This is a genomic window from Streptomyces sp. NBC_00631 (assembly GCF_045206895.1).
Taxonomy (GTDB): Bacteria; Actinomycetota; Actinomycetes; order Streptomycetales; family Streptomycetaceae; genus Streptomyces.
Genome location: NZ_CP107734.1, coordinates 4,964,633 through 4,982,547 on the forward strand (window position 1 = coordinate 4,964,633; position 17,915 = coordinate 4,982,547).

Annotated in this window: 15 protein-coding genes and 1 pseudogene; 7 read left to right on the forward strand and 9 right to left on the reverse strand. The window is 71.8% G+C overall.

Going from position 1 to position 17,915, the window contains the following annotated elements:
* Window positions 1-124: 124 nt before the first annotated feature.
* Window positions 125-1,834, forward strand: a complete 1,710-nt coding sequence (locus OHB00_RS22670; RefSeq protein WP_406436983.1) for an ATP-binding cassette domain-containing protein — start codon at window positions 125-127, stop codon at window positions 1,832-1,834.
* Between the two features lie 52 nt (window positions 1,835-1,886).
* Here OHB00_RS22670 and OHB00_RS22675 read toward each other — a convergent pair whose 3' ends face one another.
* A complete protein-coding gene (locus OHB00_RS22675; protein ID WP_406436985.1) occupies window positions 1,887-3,314 on the reverse strand; it encodes an aminotransferase class V-fold PLP-dependent enzyme in 1,428 nt (475 codons plus the stop codon).
* Window positions 3,315-3,435: 121 nt separating this feature from the next.
* Here OHB00_RS22675 and OHB00_RS22680 point away from each other — a divergent pair, with 121 nt between their 5' ends.
* Both OHB00_RS22680 and OHB00_RS22685 read left to right on the forward strand, forming a co-directional pair.
* Window positions 3,436-3,939, forward strand: a complete 504-nt coding sequence (locus OHB00_RS22680; protein WP_406436987.1) for a DUF2165 domain-containing protein — start codon at window positions 3,436-3,438, stop codon at window positions 3,937-3,939.
* A gap of 203 nt (window positions 3,940-4,142) precedes the next feature.
* Window positions 4,143-4,367: a hypothetical protein gene (locus OHB00_RS22685; protein WP_406436989.1), complete on the forward strand. Its 225-nt coding sequence runs from the start codon at window positions 4,143-4,145 to the stop codon at window positions 4,365-4,367.
* Window positions 4,368-4,418: 51 nt separating this feature from the next.
* On the opposite strand, the gene OHB00_RS22690 is transcribed toward OHB00_RS22685, so the two are convergent.
* The 3 genes from OHB00_RS22690 to OHB00_RS22700 form a co-directional block, all read right to left on the reverse strand.
* A complete protein-coding gene (locus OHB00_RS22690; protein WP_406436991.1) occupies window positions 4,419-4,985 on the reverse strand; it encodes a hypothetical protein in 567 nt (188 codons plus the stop codon).
* 99 nt (window positions 4,986-5,084) lie between these two features.
* Window positions 5,085-7,697, reverse strand: coding sequence for a bifunctional FO biosynthesis protein CofGH (locus OHB00_RS22695; RefSeq protein WP_406436993.1), 2,613 nt, complete (start codon window positions 7,695-7,697; stop codon window positions 5,085-5,087).
* Between the two features lie 220 nt (window positions 7,698-7,917).
* Complete coding sequence (locus OHB00_RS22700; RefSeq protein ID WP_406436995.1) at window positions 7,918-8,763, reverse strand: LLM class F420-dependent oxidoreductase; 846 nt, start codon at window positions 8,761-8,763, stop codon at window positions 7,918-7,920.
* Window positions 8,764-8,917: 154 nt separating this feature from the next.
* On the opposite strand from OHB00_RS22700, the gene OHB00_RS22705 reads away from it, so the two are divergent.
* Window positions 8,918-10,438, forward strand: a complete 1,521-nt coding sequence (locus tag OHB00_RS22705; protein WP_406436997.1) for a CehA/McbA family metallohydrolase — start codon at window positions 8,918-8,920, stop codon at window positions 10,436-10,438.
* A gap of 116 nt (window positions 10,439-10,554) precedes the next feature.
* Here OHB00_RS22705 and OHB00_RS22710 read toward each other — a convergent pair whose 3' ends face one another.
* The 3 genes and pseudogenes from OHB00_RS22710 to OHB00_RS22720 all read right to left on the reverse strand — a co-directional run.
* Window positions 10,555-11,805 carry a hypothetical protein gene (locus tag OHB00_RS22710; RefSeq protein WP_406436999.1) on the reverse strand — a complete coding sequence of 417 codons (1,251 nt, stop codon included), beginning with the start codon at window positions 11,803-11,805 and terminating at the stop codon, window positions 10,555-10,557.
* 317 nt (window positions 11,806-12,122) lie between these two features.
* Window positions 12,123-12,734, reverse strand: a complete 612-nt coding sequence (locus tag OHB00_RS22715; protein ID WP_406437001.1) for a hypothetical protein — start codon at window positions 12,732-12,734, stop codon at window positions 12,123-12,125.
* Between the two features lie 43 nt (window positions 12,735-12,777).
* Window positions 12,778-13,329: pseudogene (locus OHB00_RS22720) on the reverse strand (aminoacyl--tRNA ligase-related protein); the annotation flags it as partial.
* Between the two features lie 306 nt (window positions 13,330-13,635).
* Between OHB00_RS22720 and OHB00_RS22725 the strand changes: the two are divergent.
* Together OHB00_RS22725 and OHB00_RS22730 are read left to right on the forward strand one after the other, a co-directional pair.
* On the forward strand, window positions 13,636-14,220 hold the full coding sequence (locus OHB00_RS22725) for an exonuclease domain-containing protein (protein WP_406437003.1): 585 nt from the start codon (window positions 13,636-13,638) through the stop codon (window positions 14,218-14,220).
* A gap of 4 nt (window positions 14,221-14,224) precedes the next feature.
* Window positions 14,225-14,752, forward strand: a complete 528-nt coding sequence (locus OHB00_RS22730; protein WP_406437005.1) for a hypothetical protein — start codon at window positions 14,225-14,227, stop codon at window positions 14,750-14,752.
* 315 nt (window positions 14,753-15,067) lie between these two features.
* Here OHB00_RS22730 and OHB00_RS22735 read toward each other — a convergent pair whose 3' ends face one another.
* On the reverse strand, window positions 15,068-16,717 hold the full coding sequence (locus OHB00_RS22735; RefSeq protein ID WP_406437006.1) for an alkaline phosphatase family protein: 1,650 nt from the start codon (window positions 16,715-16,717) through the stop codon (window positions 15,068-15,070).
* A gap of 191 nt (window positions 16,718-16,908) precedes the next feature.
* On the opposite strand from OHB00_RS22735, the gene OHB00_RS22740 reads away from it, so the two are divergent.
* A complete protein-coding gene (locus tag OHB00_RS22740; protein WP_406437008.1) occupies window positions 16,909-17,295 on the forward strand; it encodes a nitroreductase/quinone reductase family protein in 387 nt (128 codons plus the stop codon).
* A gap of 1 nt (window position 17,296) precedes the next feature.
* Here the strand turns inward: OHB00_RS22740 and OHB00_RS22745 are convergent, their stop codons facing one another.
* The gene (locus OHB00_RS22745; protein ID WP_406437010.1) at window positions 17,297-17,851 is read right to left on the reverse strand and encodes a DUF3455 domain-containing protein; all 555 of its coding nucleotides are present in this window, start codon (window positions 17,849-17,851) and stop codon (window positions 17,297-17,299) included.
* Window positions 17,852-17,915 lie beyond the last annotated feature (64 nt).

A 17,915-nucleotide genomic window follows, 5' to 3' on the forward strand; every position in this document is an offset into this window, starting at 1 on the left:
ACCCGGTCGGCGAAGCGCGCCGCATCGTCCGTCTCGTGTTCGCGTCCACCCGCCGTCCCAAGGACACCGAACAGCCCATCGGGCCTGCCCTCCATGGGTGGCGCGCACCTGCCATGCTGCCCCCATGCCGACACCGCCCCCGCGTCCTCCCGCGTCCGTCGAGGCCCCTGCCCCCTCCGTCAACGGCCTGCGCCTGCAAGCGCGTCGGGTGAGCCGGGACGTCCGTGGGGGCGGACGGATACTGAACGGCATATCGGTCGATGTCGCGCCGGGACAGCTCACGGTGATCGCCGGGAGCAGCGGTGCGGGCAAGACCGTGTTGTTGCAGACGCTGGCCGGGCTGAGCGCGCCGACCGAGGGGCAGGTGCTGCACGACGGGGCGCGACCCGGGCCGCCGGGGCCCGACTTCGGGTTCGTGCCGCAGGAGGACATCATCCACCGCGAACTGCCGCTGCGCCGCACGCTGGTGTACGCGGCGGGGCTGCGGATGGCTCCGGGTACGGCGGCCGAGACCCTGCGGGAGACCGTCGACCGGGTACTGGACACGCTCGGCCTGGCGGAGCGGGCGGAGACCCCCGTGCGCGCCCTGAGCGGCGGTGAACGCAAACGGGCCGGTATCGCGGTCGAGTTGCTCACCCGCCCGAGGGTGCTCTTCCTCGACGAGCCGACGTCCGGGCTCGACCCGGTCACCGGCGCGGCCCTGCTGCGCACCCTGCGGACGCTGGCCGAGGACGGCACCACCGTCGTGCTGACCACGCATGTCCTCGCCGACCTGCTCCGCGCCGATCAGGTCGTGTTCCTCTCCGCCGGCGGCGAGGTCGCGTACGCGGGTGCGCCGGCCGGGCTGTACGAGGCCTTCGGGGTCGGCACCGTGGAGGAGGTGTACGAGGCGGTGGCGGGCGGCGCACGCGTCGAACGGGCCGTGGCCGAGGACGTCGTGGAGCGTCCCGATGCCACATCGGCACCTGTGCGTCCACCGCGTGTCGGCGTCCTGCGTCAGTGGGCGCTGCTGACCCGGCGCGGTACCGCGCTGATGCTGCACAACCGCCTCTCGGTCGCCGTCCTGGCGGGCTCGCCGGTGATGATCGTGGCGATGTTCGCGGTGCTGTTCCGCGCCGGCGCGTTCGATCCGGCGGCACCGGATCCGGGCTCCTCGGCGATGATCATGTTCTGGATCGCGTTCGGCGCGTTCTTCTTCGGGCTGACGTACGGCCTGCTCCAGATCTGCACCGAGCTGCCGGTCCTGCGTCGCGAATGGCTCGCGGGGCTGCGGATCGGCCCGTACGTCGCCTCGAAGCTGACGACGATGCTGCCGGTGCTCGCGGTCGCGGACGCGTTGCTGCTGATCGTGCTGCGCGCCCTGGACCGGCTGCCCGCGGCGGGCTGGGACACGTACGGATCGCTGCTCGTGTCGAGTGTGCTGGCCTCGGCCGCCGCCCTCGCGCTGGGGCTGCTCGCGTCGGCGGCCGTGTCGGAGCCCGGGCAGGCGACGCTGATGCTGCCGTTGCTCTGCTTCCCCCAGGTGCTCTTCTCGGGCGCCTTCGTGCCGGTGCCCCGGATGGCGGCGGCCGGGAAGGCGATCAGCTGGGCGATGACCAACCGCTGGGCGTTCGAGGCGCTCGGCAGCGGGGTGGGGCTGGAGTCGTTGTGGCGGGCGGGCCGCTCGCCGCTCGGTCCGCCGCTGCTGGCGTCGTACGGGGACTCGTTCGGGCATCCGGCGAGCCGCGGGTGGCTGGTCCTGGCGGCCTTCGCGCTGGTGTTCCTGGCCTGGACGTGGGTGATCCTGGTGCGCAAGTGCCGGGACGGTGCGGCACGGAGCCGGGCGGGGCGGTGATCCCCGATACCTGGACCGGTGCCGGTGCGGGGGCCGGTGCGGGGGCGTGGGCTCAGCAGCTCTCCCGCGCGGCCAGCCCGGCCACCTCCGGTACCCGGTCCCGGTAGGTGTCCGTCACGAACGTCAGGAACGTCTCGACGTCCCTGGGCTGGGACGACACGCCCAGGGAGATCCGGACGGCACCGGCCGACGGCAGTTGCAGCAGCTCCAGGTACTCGTCCAGCGAGCCGACCTGCCGGTCGGCCGCCGAGCGCAGCCGGGTCAGGGGCAGGTCGAACGCCTCTTCCCCGGCGCCCGGATTGCAGAAGCAGCCCGTGCGCAGCGATATGCCGTGTGCGGCGCTGTCGCGGGTGACGACGCGTTCGTCGACGATCCGGCCGTCCGCCCCGAGCACGTTCAGCGCGACCGTGCCGCCGCGGGCCGCGCCGGCACGGTCGGGGCCGTACACCCGCACCAGCGGGGAGCCGTCGCTGTGCCGTAACGCCCCTAGGCCGGTGAGCAGTCGGCCGGTGAGGCGGGTGACGTGGGCGTGTATGCGGTGCATGCCGATGCCGTCGATCCAGGCGAGTCCGGCGGTCACGTCCGGCAGGGACAGGAAGTTGACCGTGCCGTCCTCGAAGGCGGCCTCGTCGGCGGCGAGGACGTGCCACTGGGCCTGGGCGCTGACGGCGTAGATGGTGCCGCCCGAGAACCAGGGGCGGCGCAGCCTGGCGAGCGCCTCGCGGCGGGCGATCAGGCTGCCGATGCCGGTGGGGTGCCCGAAGACCTTGTACCAGCTGACGGCGGTGAAGTCCGGATGGTGGCGGCTCAGGTCCAGGACGTTGGCCGGTGCGAAGGCCGCCGCGTCGAGGAGGACGTCGTAGCCGTGCGACCGGGCGGCGTCGATCCAGTCCAGCGAGTGCTGGACGCCGGTGAAGTTGCTCTGCGCCGGATAGGCGAGCAGGCCGCCGGCGCCTTGTTGCCGTCCGGGCGGCGACAGGGCGGCGGTCAGTCGCCGCTCGTCGATGCGCAGGCCCGGTACGTACACGGTCGCGGCTCCGCGTGCCCGCGCGTACTCCCTGAGGCCGTTGACCGAGTTGTGGTTGTCGAGCGACATCACGAGTCTGCTGTCGCGGGTGAAGGGGTACGCCTCGCCGACCAGCCGCAGGGCGCCGGTCGCGTTGGGGGTGAAGATCACGGCGTATTCGCCGGGGTCGGCGTTGAAATGGCGGAGCACCGCCTGCCGGGCCTCGGCCAGCAGGAGCCCGGAGGCGCGGGAGGCGGGGCTCTCGGAGTGCGGGTTGCCGAACAGTCCGCCGGTGATCCGGCGGGCGCTGCCCATGACGAGGGAGCGCGGGGGAAGTCCGGCGCCGGTGTGGTCGAGGTAGGTGTGTCCGCCCTCGTCCAGGTAGCCGAACTCGCGCGTCCGCAACTCCGCGAAGTCGTCGGGGTCTTCCGCTCCGTCGCCGTCCACGCGTCCGGTGGCGTCTGCCGTGTCCACGAGACCCCCTTCGCGTTTCGCACGGGACTTCGACCACGGTACCCGCGTGCGACCGGTTCGCCGCCGCGGCACGACAGGGGGTGCAGGGGTGCAGAAAGCCGTGCCGGGGAAGGACCGTGACATGTCCACCTCCCACGCGCCTCGTGCGCTTTCACTCGCCGCTGCCGTTCTCACCGGCACGGTCGCTCTCTACATCGCCCTCGTCGCCTTCGGGAACATCACCGACTTCGGCACCAACCAGGCCTTCGTCCAGCATGTCCTGGCCATGGACACCACGTTCAAGGACGACGACCTGATGTGGCGGGCCATCACGGACAAGGGACTGGAGAACGCCGCCTACGTCGCCATCATCGTGTGGGAGACACTGGCCGCGCTCGTGCTGATCGCCGGGACCGTGCTGTGGTTCCGGCGCGACAACGACCGCGCACGGCGGCTGTCCACCTACGGTCTGCTGATGCTCGTGCTGCTCTTCGGCGCCGGGTTCATCGGGATCGGCGGCGAGTGGTTCTCCATGTGGCAGTCCAAGACCTGGAACGGCCTGGACGCCGCGACCCGGGTACTGGTCCTCACCGGGCTCGCGCTCGTCGTCGTACAACTGCCGGAAAGGAACGGCCAGGCCGGGTAGGAGACCGTCTCCCCCGCCCGGCCGTCCCGGCGTCGAGGCCTTGGGGCTGCCGCCCTCGTCGACCGTGCCGCGGCGATCTCCACCGCGGCACGGTCAAGGGCGGGCGGGGCGTGGTGTCAGCGGCTGGGCGGTGGGGAAGCCGGGGACGACCGGCATGCCGATGGACACGTCGATGCCGACGTGGGCGGCCTGGAGCCGGTGGTGTGGAGCAGGGTGCCGGCACCGGCCTTCCGCATCGCGGGCAGCACCGTCCGGGTGGCGACGCCGCCCCCGACGCCTGGCGCCGCCCGGTCGCGTGGATGATCCAGTCCTTCAGGACACCCGCCCGCGGCCCACTGCCGGACCCGCCGGAGGATGCCGCCCTGTATCAGGCCATGCGCCGCACCAGCATGGGCAGCACCTCACCCGGGACCGAGAAGGGGCACTGACTCCCGGCCGGCGAGAGGCAGCCCCAGCGCCTTCGGGCCGTCTCCTGACGGCTACTTGACGACGGTCACCTTGGTGTCCGGCTCCGTGCCGAACGTCCACAGGGCCGCGCCGTCCGCCGTGTGCATCCGGATGCCGCTGGTCTGCTTGCCGGCGGCGGGCGGCGGGGAGGAGCCGTCGACCGCGTTGGAGAAGGCGATCGACAGCCCCGACTTGGAGGCGAAGTACAGGATGTGCTCGATCTGGACGCCGTCCGAGCCCGTCGTGGACGCCAGGGTCTTGGAGATCGTGTAGGTGCCGGGATCGGGAGAGACCGTCCCCGGCCACACCGTGAACGTGCGGGTCGCCTTGTCGCTCGCGTCGACCGTCCACACCCGCTTGGCGCCGAGCGAGTAGACGATACGGCGCCCCGTGCCGGAGGCCGCCGGCACGTCGGGGGCCTTGGCCGGGGTCGGTGACGCGGAGGGGTGGGCGCCCGCCGACGCGCTCGCCGACGGGCGGACCGCCGCGGCCGTGGGGTGCGGTCCCTTGTCGGCCTGGACGGCGAGGAGGACGACGGCGACCGTCGCCCCGGCCGTCAGGCCGGAGACCCAGACCCAGGAGGGCAGTCGGGCAGCCACGGGTACGCATCTCCTCCGCTAAGCGCGCTATGAGGCCCCCCGCCTATTCGCACAGGGGTCGGATCATCGTACTGTGCGCCGCCCGGCCCGCCCGACGGCTCAGTCCAGCACCGGCAGCAGCTCCGGCAGGTGCCCGTCGGAGGCCTCCGCCGCCCGCTGCCGCTCCTCGGAGACCGGCCCGTACAGCGTCGTGCGCGGCTTCGCCGGGCGCCCGGCGGCCTCGGCCACGGCCACGAGGTCGCGTACCGACTTGTACGAGCCGTACGACGACCCCGCCATTCGCGAGATCGTCTCCTCCATCAGCGTCCCGCCCAGGTCGTTGGCGCCCGAGCGGAGCATCTCCGCCGCCCCTTCCGTGCCCAGTTTCACCCAGCTTGTCTGGATGTTCGGGATGTGGGGGTGGAGGAGGAGACGGGCCATCGCCGTCACCGCCCGGTTGTCGCGCATCGTCGGGCCCGGACGGGAGATGCCCGCCAGGTAGACGGGCGCGTTGGTGTGGATGAAGGGAAGCGTCACGAACTCCGTGAAGCCGCCGGTGCGCTGCTGGATGGAGGCCAGGGTGCGCAGGTGGGCCAGCCAGTGGCGGGGCTGGTCGACATGGCCGTACATCATGGTGGAGGAGGAGCGGATGCCCAGCTCGTGGGCGGTGGTGACGACCTCGATCCAGGTGGCGGCGGGCAGCTTGCCCTTCGTCAGCACCCACCGCACCTCGTCGTCCAGGATCTCGGCGGCCGTGCCGGGGATGGTGTCAAGGCCCGCCTCCTTCGCCGCCGCGAGCCACTCCCGGACCGACAGACCGGTGCGGGTCGCGCCGTTGACCACCTCCATCGGCGAGAAGGCGTGCACGTGCATGCCGGGCACGCGTTCCTTCACCGCCTTCGCGATGTCGAAGTACGCCGTGCCGGGCAGGTCGGGGTGGATGCCGCCCTGCATGCAGACCTCGACCGCGCCGACCTCCCACGCCTGCTGGGCGCGGTCGGCGACCTGGTCCAGGGAGAGGGTGTAGGCGTCCGCGTCCGTGCGCCGTTGCGCGAAGGCGCAGAACCGGCAGCCGGTGTAGCAGACGTTGGTGAAGTTGATGTTGCGGGTGACGATGTAGGTGACGTCGTCACCGACGGCCGACTTCCGTACGTCGTCGGCGATCCGCGTCAGCGCGTCCAGCGCCGGGCCGTCCGCGTGGAAGAGGGCGAGGGCCTCGGTGTCCGTCAGCTTCGTGGGGTCGTCGGCCGCGGTCGCCAGGGCCTGGCGCACGTCCGTGTCGATGCGCTCCGGCACCATCCCGGGGGCGGCGGCCTCGCGCAGCGCGCCCCAGTCGCCGTACACCTCGTCGAAGTCGTCGCGCCGGTCGGTCGTACGGCCCTCGGTGTCGATGGCGGTGTGCAGGTCGGTGCGGCCGGAGGCGACGAAGATCTCCTCGGGCTCCTGCCAGGGGTGCCCCTCGACCACCGCGTCCGGCACCGCGAGGCCCGTCTCCGGGTCGGCCAGCGCGGCCACGTGCGGGCGCAGCCGCGGGTCCAGCCAGGGCTCGCCGCGGCGGACGAACTCCGGGTACACGCAGAGACGTTCCCGCAGCTCGAAGCCGGCTGCGGCCGACTTCCGCGCCAGCTCCTCGATCTGCGGCCAGGGGCGCTCGGGGTTGACGTGGTCGATGGTGAGCGGGGAGACCCCGCCCCAGTCGTCGATCCCGGCCGCGATGAGCCGCTCGTACTCGCTGTCGACAAGGTTGGGCGGCGCCTGGATGTTGCCCGCCGGACCCATCACCAGCCGGGCCACCGCCACGGCCGCGACCAGTTCGTCCAGCTCGGCGTCCGGCATGCCGCGCATCGCCGTGTCCGGCTTGGCGCGGAAGTTCTGGATGATCAGTTCCTGGACGCCGTGGTACGACCGGGCCACCCGCCGCAGCGCGAAGAGGGACTCGGCGCGCTCCTCGTACGTCTCACCGATGCCGATCAGGATGCCGGAGGTGAAGGGGACGGAGGAACGGCCCGCGTCCTCCAGCACCCGCAGCCGGACGGCGGGCTCCTTGTCGGGCGAGCCGTGGTGGGGGCCGCCGGGCTCGGACCAGAGCCGGGTGGCCGTCGTCTCCAGCATCATGCCCATGCTCGGCGCGACCGGCTTGAGCCGCTGGAAGTCGGTCCAGGACAGCACCCCGGGGTTGAGATGGGGCAGCAGGCCCGTCTCCTCCAGGATCCGGACGGAGATGGCCCGGACATAGGCGATCGTGTCGTCGTACCCGTGCGCGTCGAGCCACTCGCGCGCCTCGGGCCAGCGGTCCTCGGGCTTGTCGCCGAGGGTGATCAGGGCTTCCTTGCAGCCGAGGGCCGCGCCCTTGCGGGCGACGTCGAGGACCTCGTCCGGGGACATGAACATCCCGTGCCCGGCCCGGCGGAGCTTGCCGGGGACGGTGACGAACGTGCAGTAGTGGCACTTGTCACGGCACAGGCGGGTGAGGGGGATGAAGACGCTCTTCGAGTACGTGATGACACCGGGGCGGCCGGCCTCTTCCAGACCGGCGTCACGTACCCGGGCGGCGGACGCGGCGAGGTCGTCGAGCGCCTCGCCGCGCGCCTGCAGCAGAACGGCGGCCTCGGCGACGTCGAGAGCGACGCCGTCCCGGGCGCGTTTGAGAGCGCGACGCATGGAGTTCTCGGTGGGGCCGGTTCCGCCGGGGCGGTCGGTGGGGCCGGTTCCGGGGGTCGCGGAAGTCGTCATTCTTTGAGCATACGGAGGGACTCCGCCGGTTCGGCCGGGGCGGGGGTGGCCTCGGGGGCTGCCGGTGCGTTGCCGGGTGCGGGCGAGTGGGGGTTCTTCGCGCAGTTCCCCGCGCCCCTGAGAGGGCGCTCGCTGCAGCGCCCCTTCTTTTGCTTTTTTTTGGGGGCGCGGGGAACTGCGCGAGCACCCCCCACGCGCCCGCAGCCGACGACGCACCCGCTCAGAGGTACTCCGCGTAGGCGTCCAACGCCCCCAGCACCTCCGCCTCCCCCGCCGGAGGCAACTGCACCACGACCTCCTCGATGCCCAGCTCGGCGTAGTGCGCCAGCTTGCCCGGGGTCGGGAAGACGGCGTACGGCACCACCTGGAGCGCCGCCGGGTCGCGCCCAGCGTCCGCCCACACCGACCGCAGCACCGGCAGCGACTCGGTGAGCCCACGGCCCCCGATCGGCAGCCACCCGTCCGCGTACTCCGTGATGTGCGCGAACAGCTTCGGCCCCGCGGCCCCGCCGATCAGCGTGCGCGGCCCGGCGACCGGTCCGCGCGGTTTCTGGACGGGCTTGGGGTACGCGGACGACGCCCGTACGCTGCCGAACTCCCCCTCGTAGGCGGTCGGTTCGTCCGCCCACAGCGCCCGCATCAACGCCATCCGGTCCCGGCCCAGCTCACGCCGGTCGCGCCAGCGCACCCCGTGGTCCGCGGCCTCCTCCACGTTCCAGCCGAAGCCCACGCCGAGCGTGAAACGGCCGCCGGACAGGTGGTCGAGGGTGGCGATCTGTTTGGCGAGGTCGATCGGGTCGTGCTGGGCGACCAGGGTGATGCCGGTGCCGAGGCCGAGGTTCTCGGTGACGGCGGCGGCCTGACCGAGGGCGACGAAGGGGTCGAGGGTACGGCCGTACTCGCGGGGCAGGTCGCCGCCCGCCGGGTACGGGGTGGTCCGCTCCACGGGGATGTGCGTGTGCTCGGGCAGGTAGAGCCCGGCGAACCCGCGCGCCTCCAGCTCACGGGCGAGCCGGACGGGGGCGATGGTCTCGTCGGTGAGGAAGATCGTGACGGCTATGCGCATGCCCCATCTGTACCGGGGGTGGCTCGATATGTCCATACCGACTGGTCGGCATCGTACGTCGCGTCCTTCACACAGCTATCCACATGACATACGGATGCCTGTGGATTCCCTGTCCTTCCAAGGGAGTTCACGTCGGGAGGGGAGAGTGGCCGGCATGTGTGAGGAGACGCACGGCATCGGCAGACGCGCGCTGTTCGTGACGGGCGCGGCGGCAGCCCTTACGTTGGGACCCGTGAGCTTCGCAGCGGCGGACGACGGTCAGGACCAGGAGACCCGGACTGTGAGCGGCACCCTGCCGCCCGGCTGCCCGGACTTCGTGTACGTACCGGTCGAAGTGCCCACCGGGGTACGCGAGATCAAGGTCGCCTACACCTACGACAGACCGAGCGTCCCGGCCGGCACCACGGGCAACGCGCTCGACATCGGCGTCTTCGACCAGCACGGCACCGACCTCGGCGGCAAGGGCTTCCGGGGCTGGTCCGGGGGCGCGCGCACGGAGTTCTTCGTCCGCGCCGACGACGCGACCCCGGGCTACATCCCCGGCCCGGTCGGCGCCGGCACCTGGCACATCGCCCTCGGCCCCTACACGGTGGCCCCGCAAGGCCTGTCGTACCAGCTGACGATCACCCTCACGTACGGCGAACCCGGCACCCCCGTCCGCCCGGTCTACCCGCCCTCCCGCGCCAAGGGCCGCGGCCGGGACTGGTACCGGGGCGACTGCCACCTGCACTCCTGGTACTCCGACGGCCGCCGCACCCCCGCCGAGATCGCGGCCCTCGCCCGTGCCGCCGGCCTTGACTTCATCAACTCCTCGGACCACAACACGCACTCCTCGCACCCGCACTGGGCGGACCAGGCCGGCGACGACCTGCTGATCATGCTCGGTGAGGAGGTCACGACGCGCAACGGCCACGTCGTCGCCCTCGGCACCGAGCCGGGCACCTTCGTCGACTGGCGCTACCGGGCCAGGGACAACCGCTTCGGTCACTTCGCCCAGCAGATCCACAAGGCCGGCGGCCTGGTCGTACCCGCGCATCCGCACGCCACCTGCGTGGGCTGCGCCTGGAAGTTCGGGTTCGGGGAGGCGGACGCGGTCGAGGTCTGGAACGGGCCGTACACGCCCGACGACGAGGTCGCCCTCGCCGCCTGGGACGCCACGCTCGTCGCCTCGGTACGGAACAACCGGCAGTGGCTCCCCGGCATGGGCAACAGCGACGCCCACCGGGACCCGGACGCCGTCGGCATGCCCCAGACCGTCGTCCTCGCCGACGACCTGAGCCGCGAGGCCGTCCAGGCGGGCCTGCGCGCGGGCCGCTCCTACATCGCCGAGTCGAAGAACGTGACGCTGAGCTTCACGGCGACGGGCGGCCGCGGCGAACGGGCGGGCATCGGCGAACGCCTGGCCGTCGCCGCCGACACCCCGGTGACCGTCCGCCTGGAGGCCTCCGGCGTCCCCCGCTGCACGGTCCGCCTCATCACCGACGAGGGCGTCCTGCTCACCAGCGACCCGCTCCCGGTGGCCGGCTCGGGCGTGGTGGAGTGGCGGACGACCCCGTCGTACGCCGCCTACGTCCGCGCGGAAATCCGCCACGAGACGGCAGCGGGGCCCGTCCCGGGTGCTTTGGCGGCACTGACCAACCCGATCTTCCTGGGGCACCCCGCCGGACGCGACTGAGAACGGGCCTGGGGCCGAGTGCTTGCGCATCCGGCCCCGGGCCGTGTCGAGCATGCCGGCGTCATGGCACGAGCGAGTGCCGGGCGCTCAGGGAAAGGGTTGCTCGAATTGCCGTGTCATTCAGTCCCGAGGTGCGCCTGGGCGTATGTCCAGAACCCGGTCCCGTTGTATCCGGTGTCGAACGGCGTTCCGAAACCGTAGTCGTCACCGCTGCCGAAATAGGTGTTCTCCAGCCAGCTGAACCGGTCTCCCGTCTGACCGCCGTAGGCCTGGGCCAGACGGTAGAGCGCACCTTCGTACTCGTCGTCCGTCGCGCCGTCGTCGTCGAGTTCGGACCGCGCGTCCGCGACCGCCTTGGCAAAGATGTCGTGGTAAGCCTGGGTGACCCACATCTTGTCCGCGGTCACGTCGGAACCGTCTCCGGCGCTGGACACCGCGACGGTGTCAAGTGCGATCTCCGCTTTCGTGACCGCCGCCGCGAGCGCGGGTCGCCCGCCGGCTCCGCGCGAGAAGCCGACGGTGACACCGGGAGTGGCGAACCACTGAATGGCGGGCACGTTGTTCTCGCCCATCCAGGACATGGCCCGGAACGGCTGGGTGGGCCTGTTCCAGGGCTCCGAATACTGCAACGTCAGGCGGGAGTCCGTGAACGCCGCGCCGTCAACCGTTTCCGTCACGTTTCCCGACGAATCAACACTCACGCCGAGGGTCACGTCCCTGCCGGCCGCGCGCTCCAGGTGCCATCCTTCGGCGTCTTTCCAGTACAGCACCACGTTCTGGCTGCGCGGACGGCCCTTGACGTTCGCGTTCGGGAAGCTGAGCGTGGAGGGGTTCGGCTTGTCGGTACTGCCGTCGCCGCGCCCGACGATGGTGAACGTCGTGACATGACGACCCCTGCTCACCGTGTTCGCGAAAGCGACGTCCTTGACGGTCGCGTCTATCGCGGTCACCACGCCGTCCGTGAGGGTGAGCCGATAGCTGATTCCGCGCATCAGCGTCACGGCGTTGACGAAGTCGACGACGGCGTCCGCGTAGCTCTCGTTCGAACCCTGCAGCAGTATCTGGACGTTGTACGACCAGGTGCCGTCCGCGTTCTCCCACAGTGCGCTGCCACCATTGATGTCGAGTCGGTCCGCACTGTACTCACCACTGCTCGTGACGGTGGGCACCGGCACGTCGTTGACCTTCACCGCGCCCGCCGCGATCAGGGCCGCCACTCCCTGCTCGGCGTTCCCCCCGCTGAAGAGACTGTCGTAGGACGCGTCGGTGATGCCCTTGACCCCGTCCGCGTCGATCGTCTCCGTCGTGACGCGAGAAGCTCTGCGGGGGGCCGCGACGGCGACCGACGGCACCGCCACAAGGGGCACGGCGAGTGCTGAACCCAACGCAAAACCCATAAAGCCGCGGCGTGTTTTCTTCACGTGAGCGAGGCTCCTAAGTCAATTGAACGACCGGAAAGTTCGTGCGCGGAAATGCGGCACTCCTGTGAGAAGCTGTGAATTCCGTGGGCGCCCACCGGACGGGACAAAGTGCTCGTACAGACGATTGAGCGCATGTCCCTTTCCCTCGAAGGCACACTAACTCCGCCGGAAGACCATGCCAATGCGATGTCCGCACGCTTAGGTTGCACCGTGACGAGCCACTCCCGGTGACCCCCGGCAATTCCCGTAGGCGAGCCCCGCCGCTACCGGCGGATACCTCGCCTACGCTCGCTGCGCCGCAGTGCGCGCCGCTGTTTTCCGGGCAGGGTGGCGGCCAGCTCGCCCACCGGGGAGACGTCGTGGCATTCGCCGTCCCGGCGGCCCCGGCACCACCACACCGGTGGGCCGGCCGCGTCCGTCGCACCCCCGTACCAGTCGTCGTCGGTCCCCGCGGGACGCGGATGCATGCCGAGCTTGTGTTCCCCGCAGATCGGCCAGACCTGCCAGAGCAGCTCCACGACCGTCTCCTGTGCCGCGTCCGCGACCACCCTCAGCACCGTCGTCTCGTCGTCCGGCTCCAGCGGGTCGTCCTCCTCGGGGTCGTACGCGTTCACCTGGTTGCCCTGCCAACGGCCGTCGGGCATCGCCACGTGGACCCGCCCCCGGTCGACCTCGCCCGGCGCCAAGGGGTGCCGGGGCGGATCGATCATCAGTATCAGCGGTTCCTGCCCCGGCACGGTCGCCGTCAGGTCGCGGTTGACCACGGCGAGCGCGGCCTCCAGCTTCGGCCACTCACCGGGCTCGGCCGGCCTGGGCTCCGGGAGCTGCGGCCGGTCATGGCCAGGGCCGATGCGGTGATACGAGAAGTAGCTCACCGGGGCATCGTGTCATCCGCGCCGTCCTGGTCGCGTTTGCCCGCTATGAACCGGCGCCATGCCACAGGTCGGTGCTGTGCGCGTCGACGAGGGCGCTGACACCGGTCAGGAGGTCACCGGCCGGCTGCGGGTCGAGCCGGCGTCCGTCACGCAGGCGCACCGCGACGAGATCGTCGGCGGCTTCCCTGGCACCGATGACGGCCCGGTAGGGAACCAGGCGGGCCGCCCGGACGCGTGCGCCCAGACTGCCGCGTTCCGGGCCCGAGATCTCGGCCCGCAGCCCGAGGTCGGTGCAGCGGCGGGCGAGCGCTTCGGCGTTCGGCAGTTCGGTGTCGGAGATCGGGAGGATCGCCAGTTGGGTGGGGGCGAGCCAGGCGGGGAAGGCCCCGCCATGTTGTTCGACGAGGTGGGCGACGGCTCGCTCCACACTGCCGATGACGCTGCGGTGGACCATGACCGGGCGGTGTCTGGCGCCGTCCGCGCCGATGTAGTGCAGGTCGAACTGCTCGGGCTGGTGGAAGTCGACCTGGACGGTGGACAGGGTGGACTCCCGGCCGGCCCCGTCGGTGACCTGGACGTCGATCTTGGGGCCGTTCAGTTTGCGGTGGTCGTGCACGGTGGTCATCACGGTCTCCCTCGCTGGTTGCGGGGCAGGGCACCGGGCCTACGACGAAGCCCCGGGGCACCTGCCCCGGGGCTTCGCATCAGGTCGTCTGTCAGCGCGCCGGGACACTCTCCGGCGTCGTCGTCATGGCAGCGCGCTTCATGTCGGTCACCGTAGCAAGGGCCCCCGGGCAGCCGCCGCTCGTTTTCGCAGCCCGCGCCATCTGCCCACGGCACGCGGCGAACTGCCGCGAAATCCACGTGCCACAGCCGGCCGCGCCTCCCTACGCTGCCCGTCATGGACAGCACCTGGGCCGAGGGGCTCGTCAACGTCGTGGACGTCGAGGCGACCTGCTGGGCCGGTTCCCCGCCGCGCGGCGAGGTCAGCGAGATCATCGAGGTCGGGCTGACCGTCGTCGACCTGGCGGTCGGCGAGCGTCTGGCCCGGCACCGGATCCTGGTGCGGCCCGCCCGGTCCACGGTCAGCGGGTTCTGCACGGAGCTGACCGGCCTCACGCAGCCCGAGGTCGACCGGGGGGTCACCTTCGCGGAGGCGTGCCGGCTGCTGGCGGCCGAGCACCGCGCGGGCACCCGGCCCTGGGTCAGCTGGGGCGACTACGACCGCCGTCAGTTCACCCGGCAGTGCCAGGCGACCCGGACGCCCTACCCCTTCAACCGCCACCACACCAACGCCAAGGCCGCCTTCACCGAGGCGTACGGCCTGCGCAAGCGCCCCGGCATGGCGCAGGCCCTGGAGATCGCCGGGCTGCGGCTCGAAGGCCGCCACCACCGGGGCGAGGACGACGCCTGGAACATCGCGGCCCTCGTGCTGCACCTCTCCGCACAGGGCCGCCGGCCGGCCCCGGTGGAACACCTCGCCTGACGCCATGGGGGAACTGGCGGAGCTTGCGGAATGGGTCGCGCTGATCGACGCGTGTGTCGAGCCCGTCGCGAGGAGGCCGGTGGATCTCACCGACCCCGACTGGGTGCGGAAGATGCGGGAGGGCCCGCATCCGCTGGACGAGGCGGGAATCCGGCCGGAGGCAGAGGCGGTGCTGCGGGACGTCCTCACCCGCTACGAGGAGGACGACGACGACGTCCGGGCCGCCCTGCGAGCCCTCCTGGAGCGGTGCCGCTCCTTCACCTGGGCGACGACACTGCCGGCCGAGCCGACACCCCAGGGCTTCCGGCAGCGACTGCTGCAGATGTCGGCCGAGGACCAGGTCCCCGACCCCCGGGACATGATGCTCACCTTGCACGACCTGTGCGGCCAGGCCCGGGACGCCGGCGTCGGCATCCGGCCCCTCCTGCTGGAGGTGGCCGGGCTCTCCAGTGACGTCGACAAGTACGGCATGGGTTCCACCCGGCACATCCTGCTCCGGGCGGCGGGACGGGAGCCCTGCGGGCTGTGGTGAGCGCCGGGGGGGGCGTCAGTCCACGACCTGTGGATCACGGAAGTAGTACACGACGGTCACACCCGTACCCGGTGTGTGCGTGTGCACGACCGTGATCGCCTCCGCCGAGTCACGGGCAAGGGGGCGCAGGCCCCTACCAGGGGCAGTCCGCGGTCTTCTCGACCTGCTGAAGTCGTCCGACGGACGGTGGTTCGCGCCGGGCGGTCGTCGGGCGGGGCCGCGGCGACGGCCGCGTGGCCGGGCGGCCGCACACCGTCGGCCGTGGGCCCGCCGGCCGCCGGACGGCGGCGGCCGGCGCGGCGTCCCCGGGCGCGGTCAGCGCACCGGGAGCGACCGGGTGTGCTCGATGCGCACGGCGTCCAGGTCCCGCGGGTTCAGGCCGAGCAGCCGCAGCATCGTCGGCGCGATCTGCGTGGTCCGCACCGGGGCGTTGACGCGCACGTCGTGCGGGGTGCCGGCGCCGTAGACGACGAGCGGCACGTCGAGGTCGTCGGCGTGTGCTCCGCCGTGCTCGGCGATCTTGCCCTTGCCGCCGGTGTAGACCACGCCGTACTGGCTGATGCCGAACACGTCGGGCACCCGGGAGTCGCCCGGCTCGGCGTGGAAGTACCGGGCGGCCTCCGCACCGGCGTACACGGTCTTCAGGCCGCTCGCCGTGAACGGCTTGGCGGCTCCGTCGATGCCGTTGCCGGTGCCGGACCGGGCGAGCAGGTAGGCCTTGGCGAACTCGGTGGCGGCCTGGGAACGGTCGCTGAGCCACAGCAGCATGGCGTCGTCGTCCACGGCGTGGGCGACCAGGTCGGCGGCGCCGGGGTGGGCGGCCTTCCAGGCCGCGTTGAGCCCGTCGAGCAGCGGTCCGTCGTCGATGCGGGTCAGTGCCTTCGGGTCGGTGGGCGACTGGCCGTGCTTGGAGGACAGGATGACGGTCGTGCTGCCGTCGAGGCCCCGCTTGTGGATCTCGTCGAGGAACGCCCCGACCTCCTGGTCGACGAAGTCGAGGTTCTTCGCGAGCAGCGGGCCGGGGGTGCCGGGCGTGGTGTAACCGCCCGTCAGGCCGTCGGAGACCGGCAGCTTCTGGGCGGTGGACACGGACTGGAAGTTCATCCCGAAGACCGCCGGGACGCCGGTCCTGCGGGAGCCGCTGTGGTCGTGTCCGTCGATCTCGTTGAGGACCGCCTTCACCTTGTACGCGTCGTACTGCTCGGTGGCCGCGTTGTCCTTCGTCCAGTCCAGGCCGGCCGGGTAGCCGATGGCCTGGCTGTTGATCTCGGGGGCGAACAGGTCCTGGATGCCGTCGCCGGACGGCCCGTCGAGGATTTCGTAGGCGACGTGCTTGTCCGACCACGCGGTGCGCAGCCCCGCCTTGCGGGCGACGTCGAAGACCGTGTTCACCTTGAGGTAGGAGTGCGGGTAGACCGGCTTGCAGGTCTTCGGGTCGACGGGCAGCTTCGCCGGGTCGATGAGGCCGGCGGCGTCACCGGTCATGTTCAGGATGCTGCCGGGCAGGCCGGACAGGCCCTGGCCCTCGTCGATGGAGTTCGGGTTCTTGTCGAGGTCCTCGGTGAGGTCGACCTCCGCGCCCGGCTTGACGCCTGCGCAGTCGGTGGTGCCGGCCGGGAGCAGGGCGTTGCTGTAGGTGTCGTCGTAGTAGACGCCCGTGACACCCGGGTCTCCGCCGGTCAGCTGTCCCACCATGCCGGGGAAGGAGTCGGAGGGGACGGTGGTTCTCGCGTGGGTGTACTCCACGCCGCCGCCGGCCAGGCGGGCGAGCGCGGAACGCGGGTGCCGGGCGACGTACCAGGCCAGGTCGGACTGGTGCAGGCCGTCGACCGACAGCAGCAGGACGTGCCGGGAGCGGGACGCGGGGGAGGCCGAGGCGGGACCGGCTGTCGCGGCGGTCAGGCCGCCGACGGCGGCGAGCGCGGCGGCGGCAGCCGCGACAGGGCGGAGGGGGTGTCGGAACACGGTGGTTCTCCTCGAAACTGTGCGGAGCTGTGATCCTGCGGGTGACGCACCGACATTCGAAGAGGAGAACGTGTACGGAACCGGGCCTGCGTGCCCGATTCTGTCAAAGAACGTCATGTCGGTACGCAAAGCCCACCGTCCGGGAGCACGACGTCCGACGACCTGTAGCCCACCTCGGAAACAGAGGAACCATGTCCGACCGCAGATTCCGGATCACCACCGCGTTCCAGCGGCACATCGCCAACCCGCTGAGCCGCCTCATGCCCTTCCAGACCCTGCTGGAGACCACCGGCCGGGTCTCGGGGCAGCCGCGGCGGACGCCGCTGGGCGGGCGGCGGGTCGGGGACAGTTTCTGGCTGGTGTCGGAGTTCGGGGTGAAGTCGCAGTACGTGCGCAACATCCAGGCCGATCCGCGGGTGCGGGTGCGGATCGGCGGGCGGTGGCATCACGGCACCGCCCACCTGCTGCCCGACGACGACCCGGTCGCCCGGCTGCGCACCCTGCCCAAGGGCAACAGCATGGCCGTGAAGGCGCTGGGGACGCAGCTCCTGACGATCCGGGTCGATCTCACCGACTAGTTCAGGCGGCGGCCTTGTAGAACGCGTACGTCGCCGAGTACGGCACCGAGATCTGGTCCGTGCCGGTGCACGCCGCCGCCGGGGCCACGCCGCCCTCCGTGTCCAGGCGCTGGACGTAGGTGACGCCCTCGAACGTCCCGGCGCCACGGGTGGCCGTGGCCTTCAGGAGCAGCTCGGGGACGGCGCCGTCCCTGGGGGACGTGGCGACCGCCGACGCGTTGACCGCGCTGCCGTCGACCGTGGAGACCCAGACCGGGCCACGGGAGTGCAGGGCGACCGGGCGGTGGGCGCGGTCCCGCTTGTCGGAGAGGGTGGCGGCGGGCTCCAGGAGCTTCCAGGCGCCGTCGGTGCAGGTGTAGGTCTGCACGCCGTGCGCGGAGTAGACGCCGGTCAGCTTGTTGCCGTCGGGCACGGCGAGCGCGGCGGGGGCGTGCACGGCCGGGAGGCGGGCGGGCTGCGCGGAGTAGGCCTGGACGGCGGTCGTACCCAGCAGGGTGGCGACGGCCGCGGCGGCGACGGCCGTGCTGGTCAGAGCGATTCTCTTGGCGAGCTTCATGGAGTGGGCTCCAAGGATGTCGTGCGTGTTCCGGGACGGGAGAGCGGCCGGACATCGACGATCC

Excerpts from the sequence above, each read along its gene's own strand:
- OHB00_RS22705 (WP_406436997.1), top strand. The coding sequence starts at position 8,918 with ATGTGTGAGGAGACGCACGGCATCGGCAGACGCGCGCTGTTCGTGACG.
- OHB00_RS22725 (WP_406437003.1), top strand. The coding sequence starts at position 13,636 with ATGGACAGCACCTGGGCCGAGGGGCTCGTCAACGTCGTGGACGTCGAG.
- OHB00_RS22670 (WP_406436983.1), top strand. The coding sequence starts at position 125 with ATGCCGACACCGCCCCCGCGTCCTCCCGCGTCCGTCGAGGCCCCTGCC.
- OHB00_RS22700 (WP_406436995.1), bottom strand. The coding sequence starts at position 8,763 with ATGCGCATAGCCGTCACGATCTTCCTCACCGACGAGACCATCGCCCCC.
- OHB00_RS22680 (WP_406436987.1), top strand. The coding sequence starts at position 3,436 with ATGTCCACCTCCCACGCGCCTCGTGCGCTTTCACTCGCCGCTGCCGTT.
- OHB00_RS22695 (WP_406436993.1), bottom strand. The coding sequence starts at position 7,697 with ATGACGACTTCCGCGACCCCCGGAACCGGCCCCACCGACCGCCCCGGC.
- OHB00_RS22745 (WP_406437010.1), bottom strand. The coding sequence starts at position 17,851 with ATGAAGCTCGCCAAGAGAATCGCTCTGACCAGCACGGCCGTCGCCGCC.
- OHB00_RS22730 (WP_406437005.1), top strand. The coding sequence starts at position 14,225 with ATGGGGGAACTGGCGGAGCTTGCGGAATGGGTCGCGCTGATCGACGCG.
- OHB00_RS22740 (WP_406437008.1), top strand. The coding sequence starts at position 16,909 with ATGTCCGACCGCAGATTCCGGATCACCACCGCGTTCCAGCGGCACATC.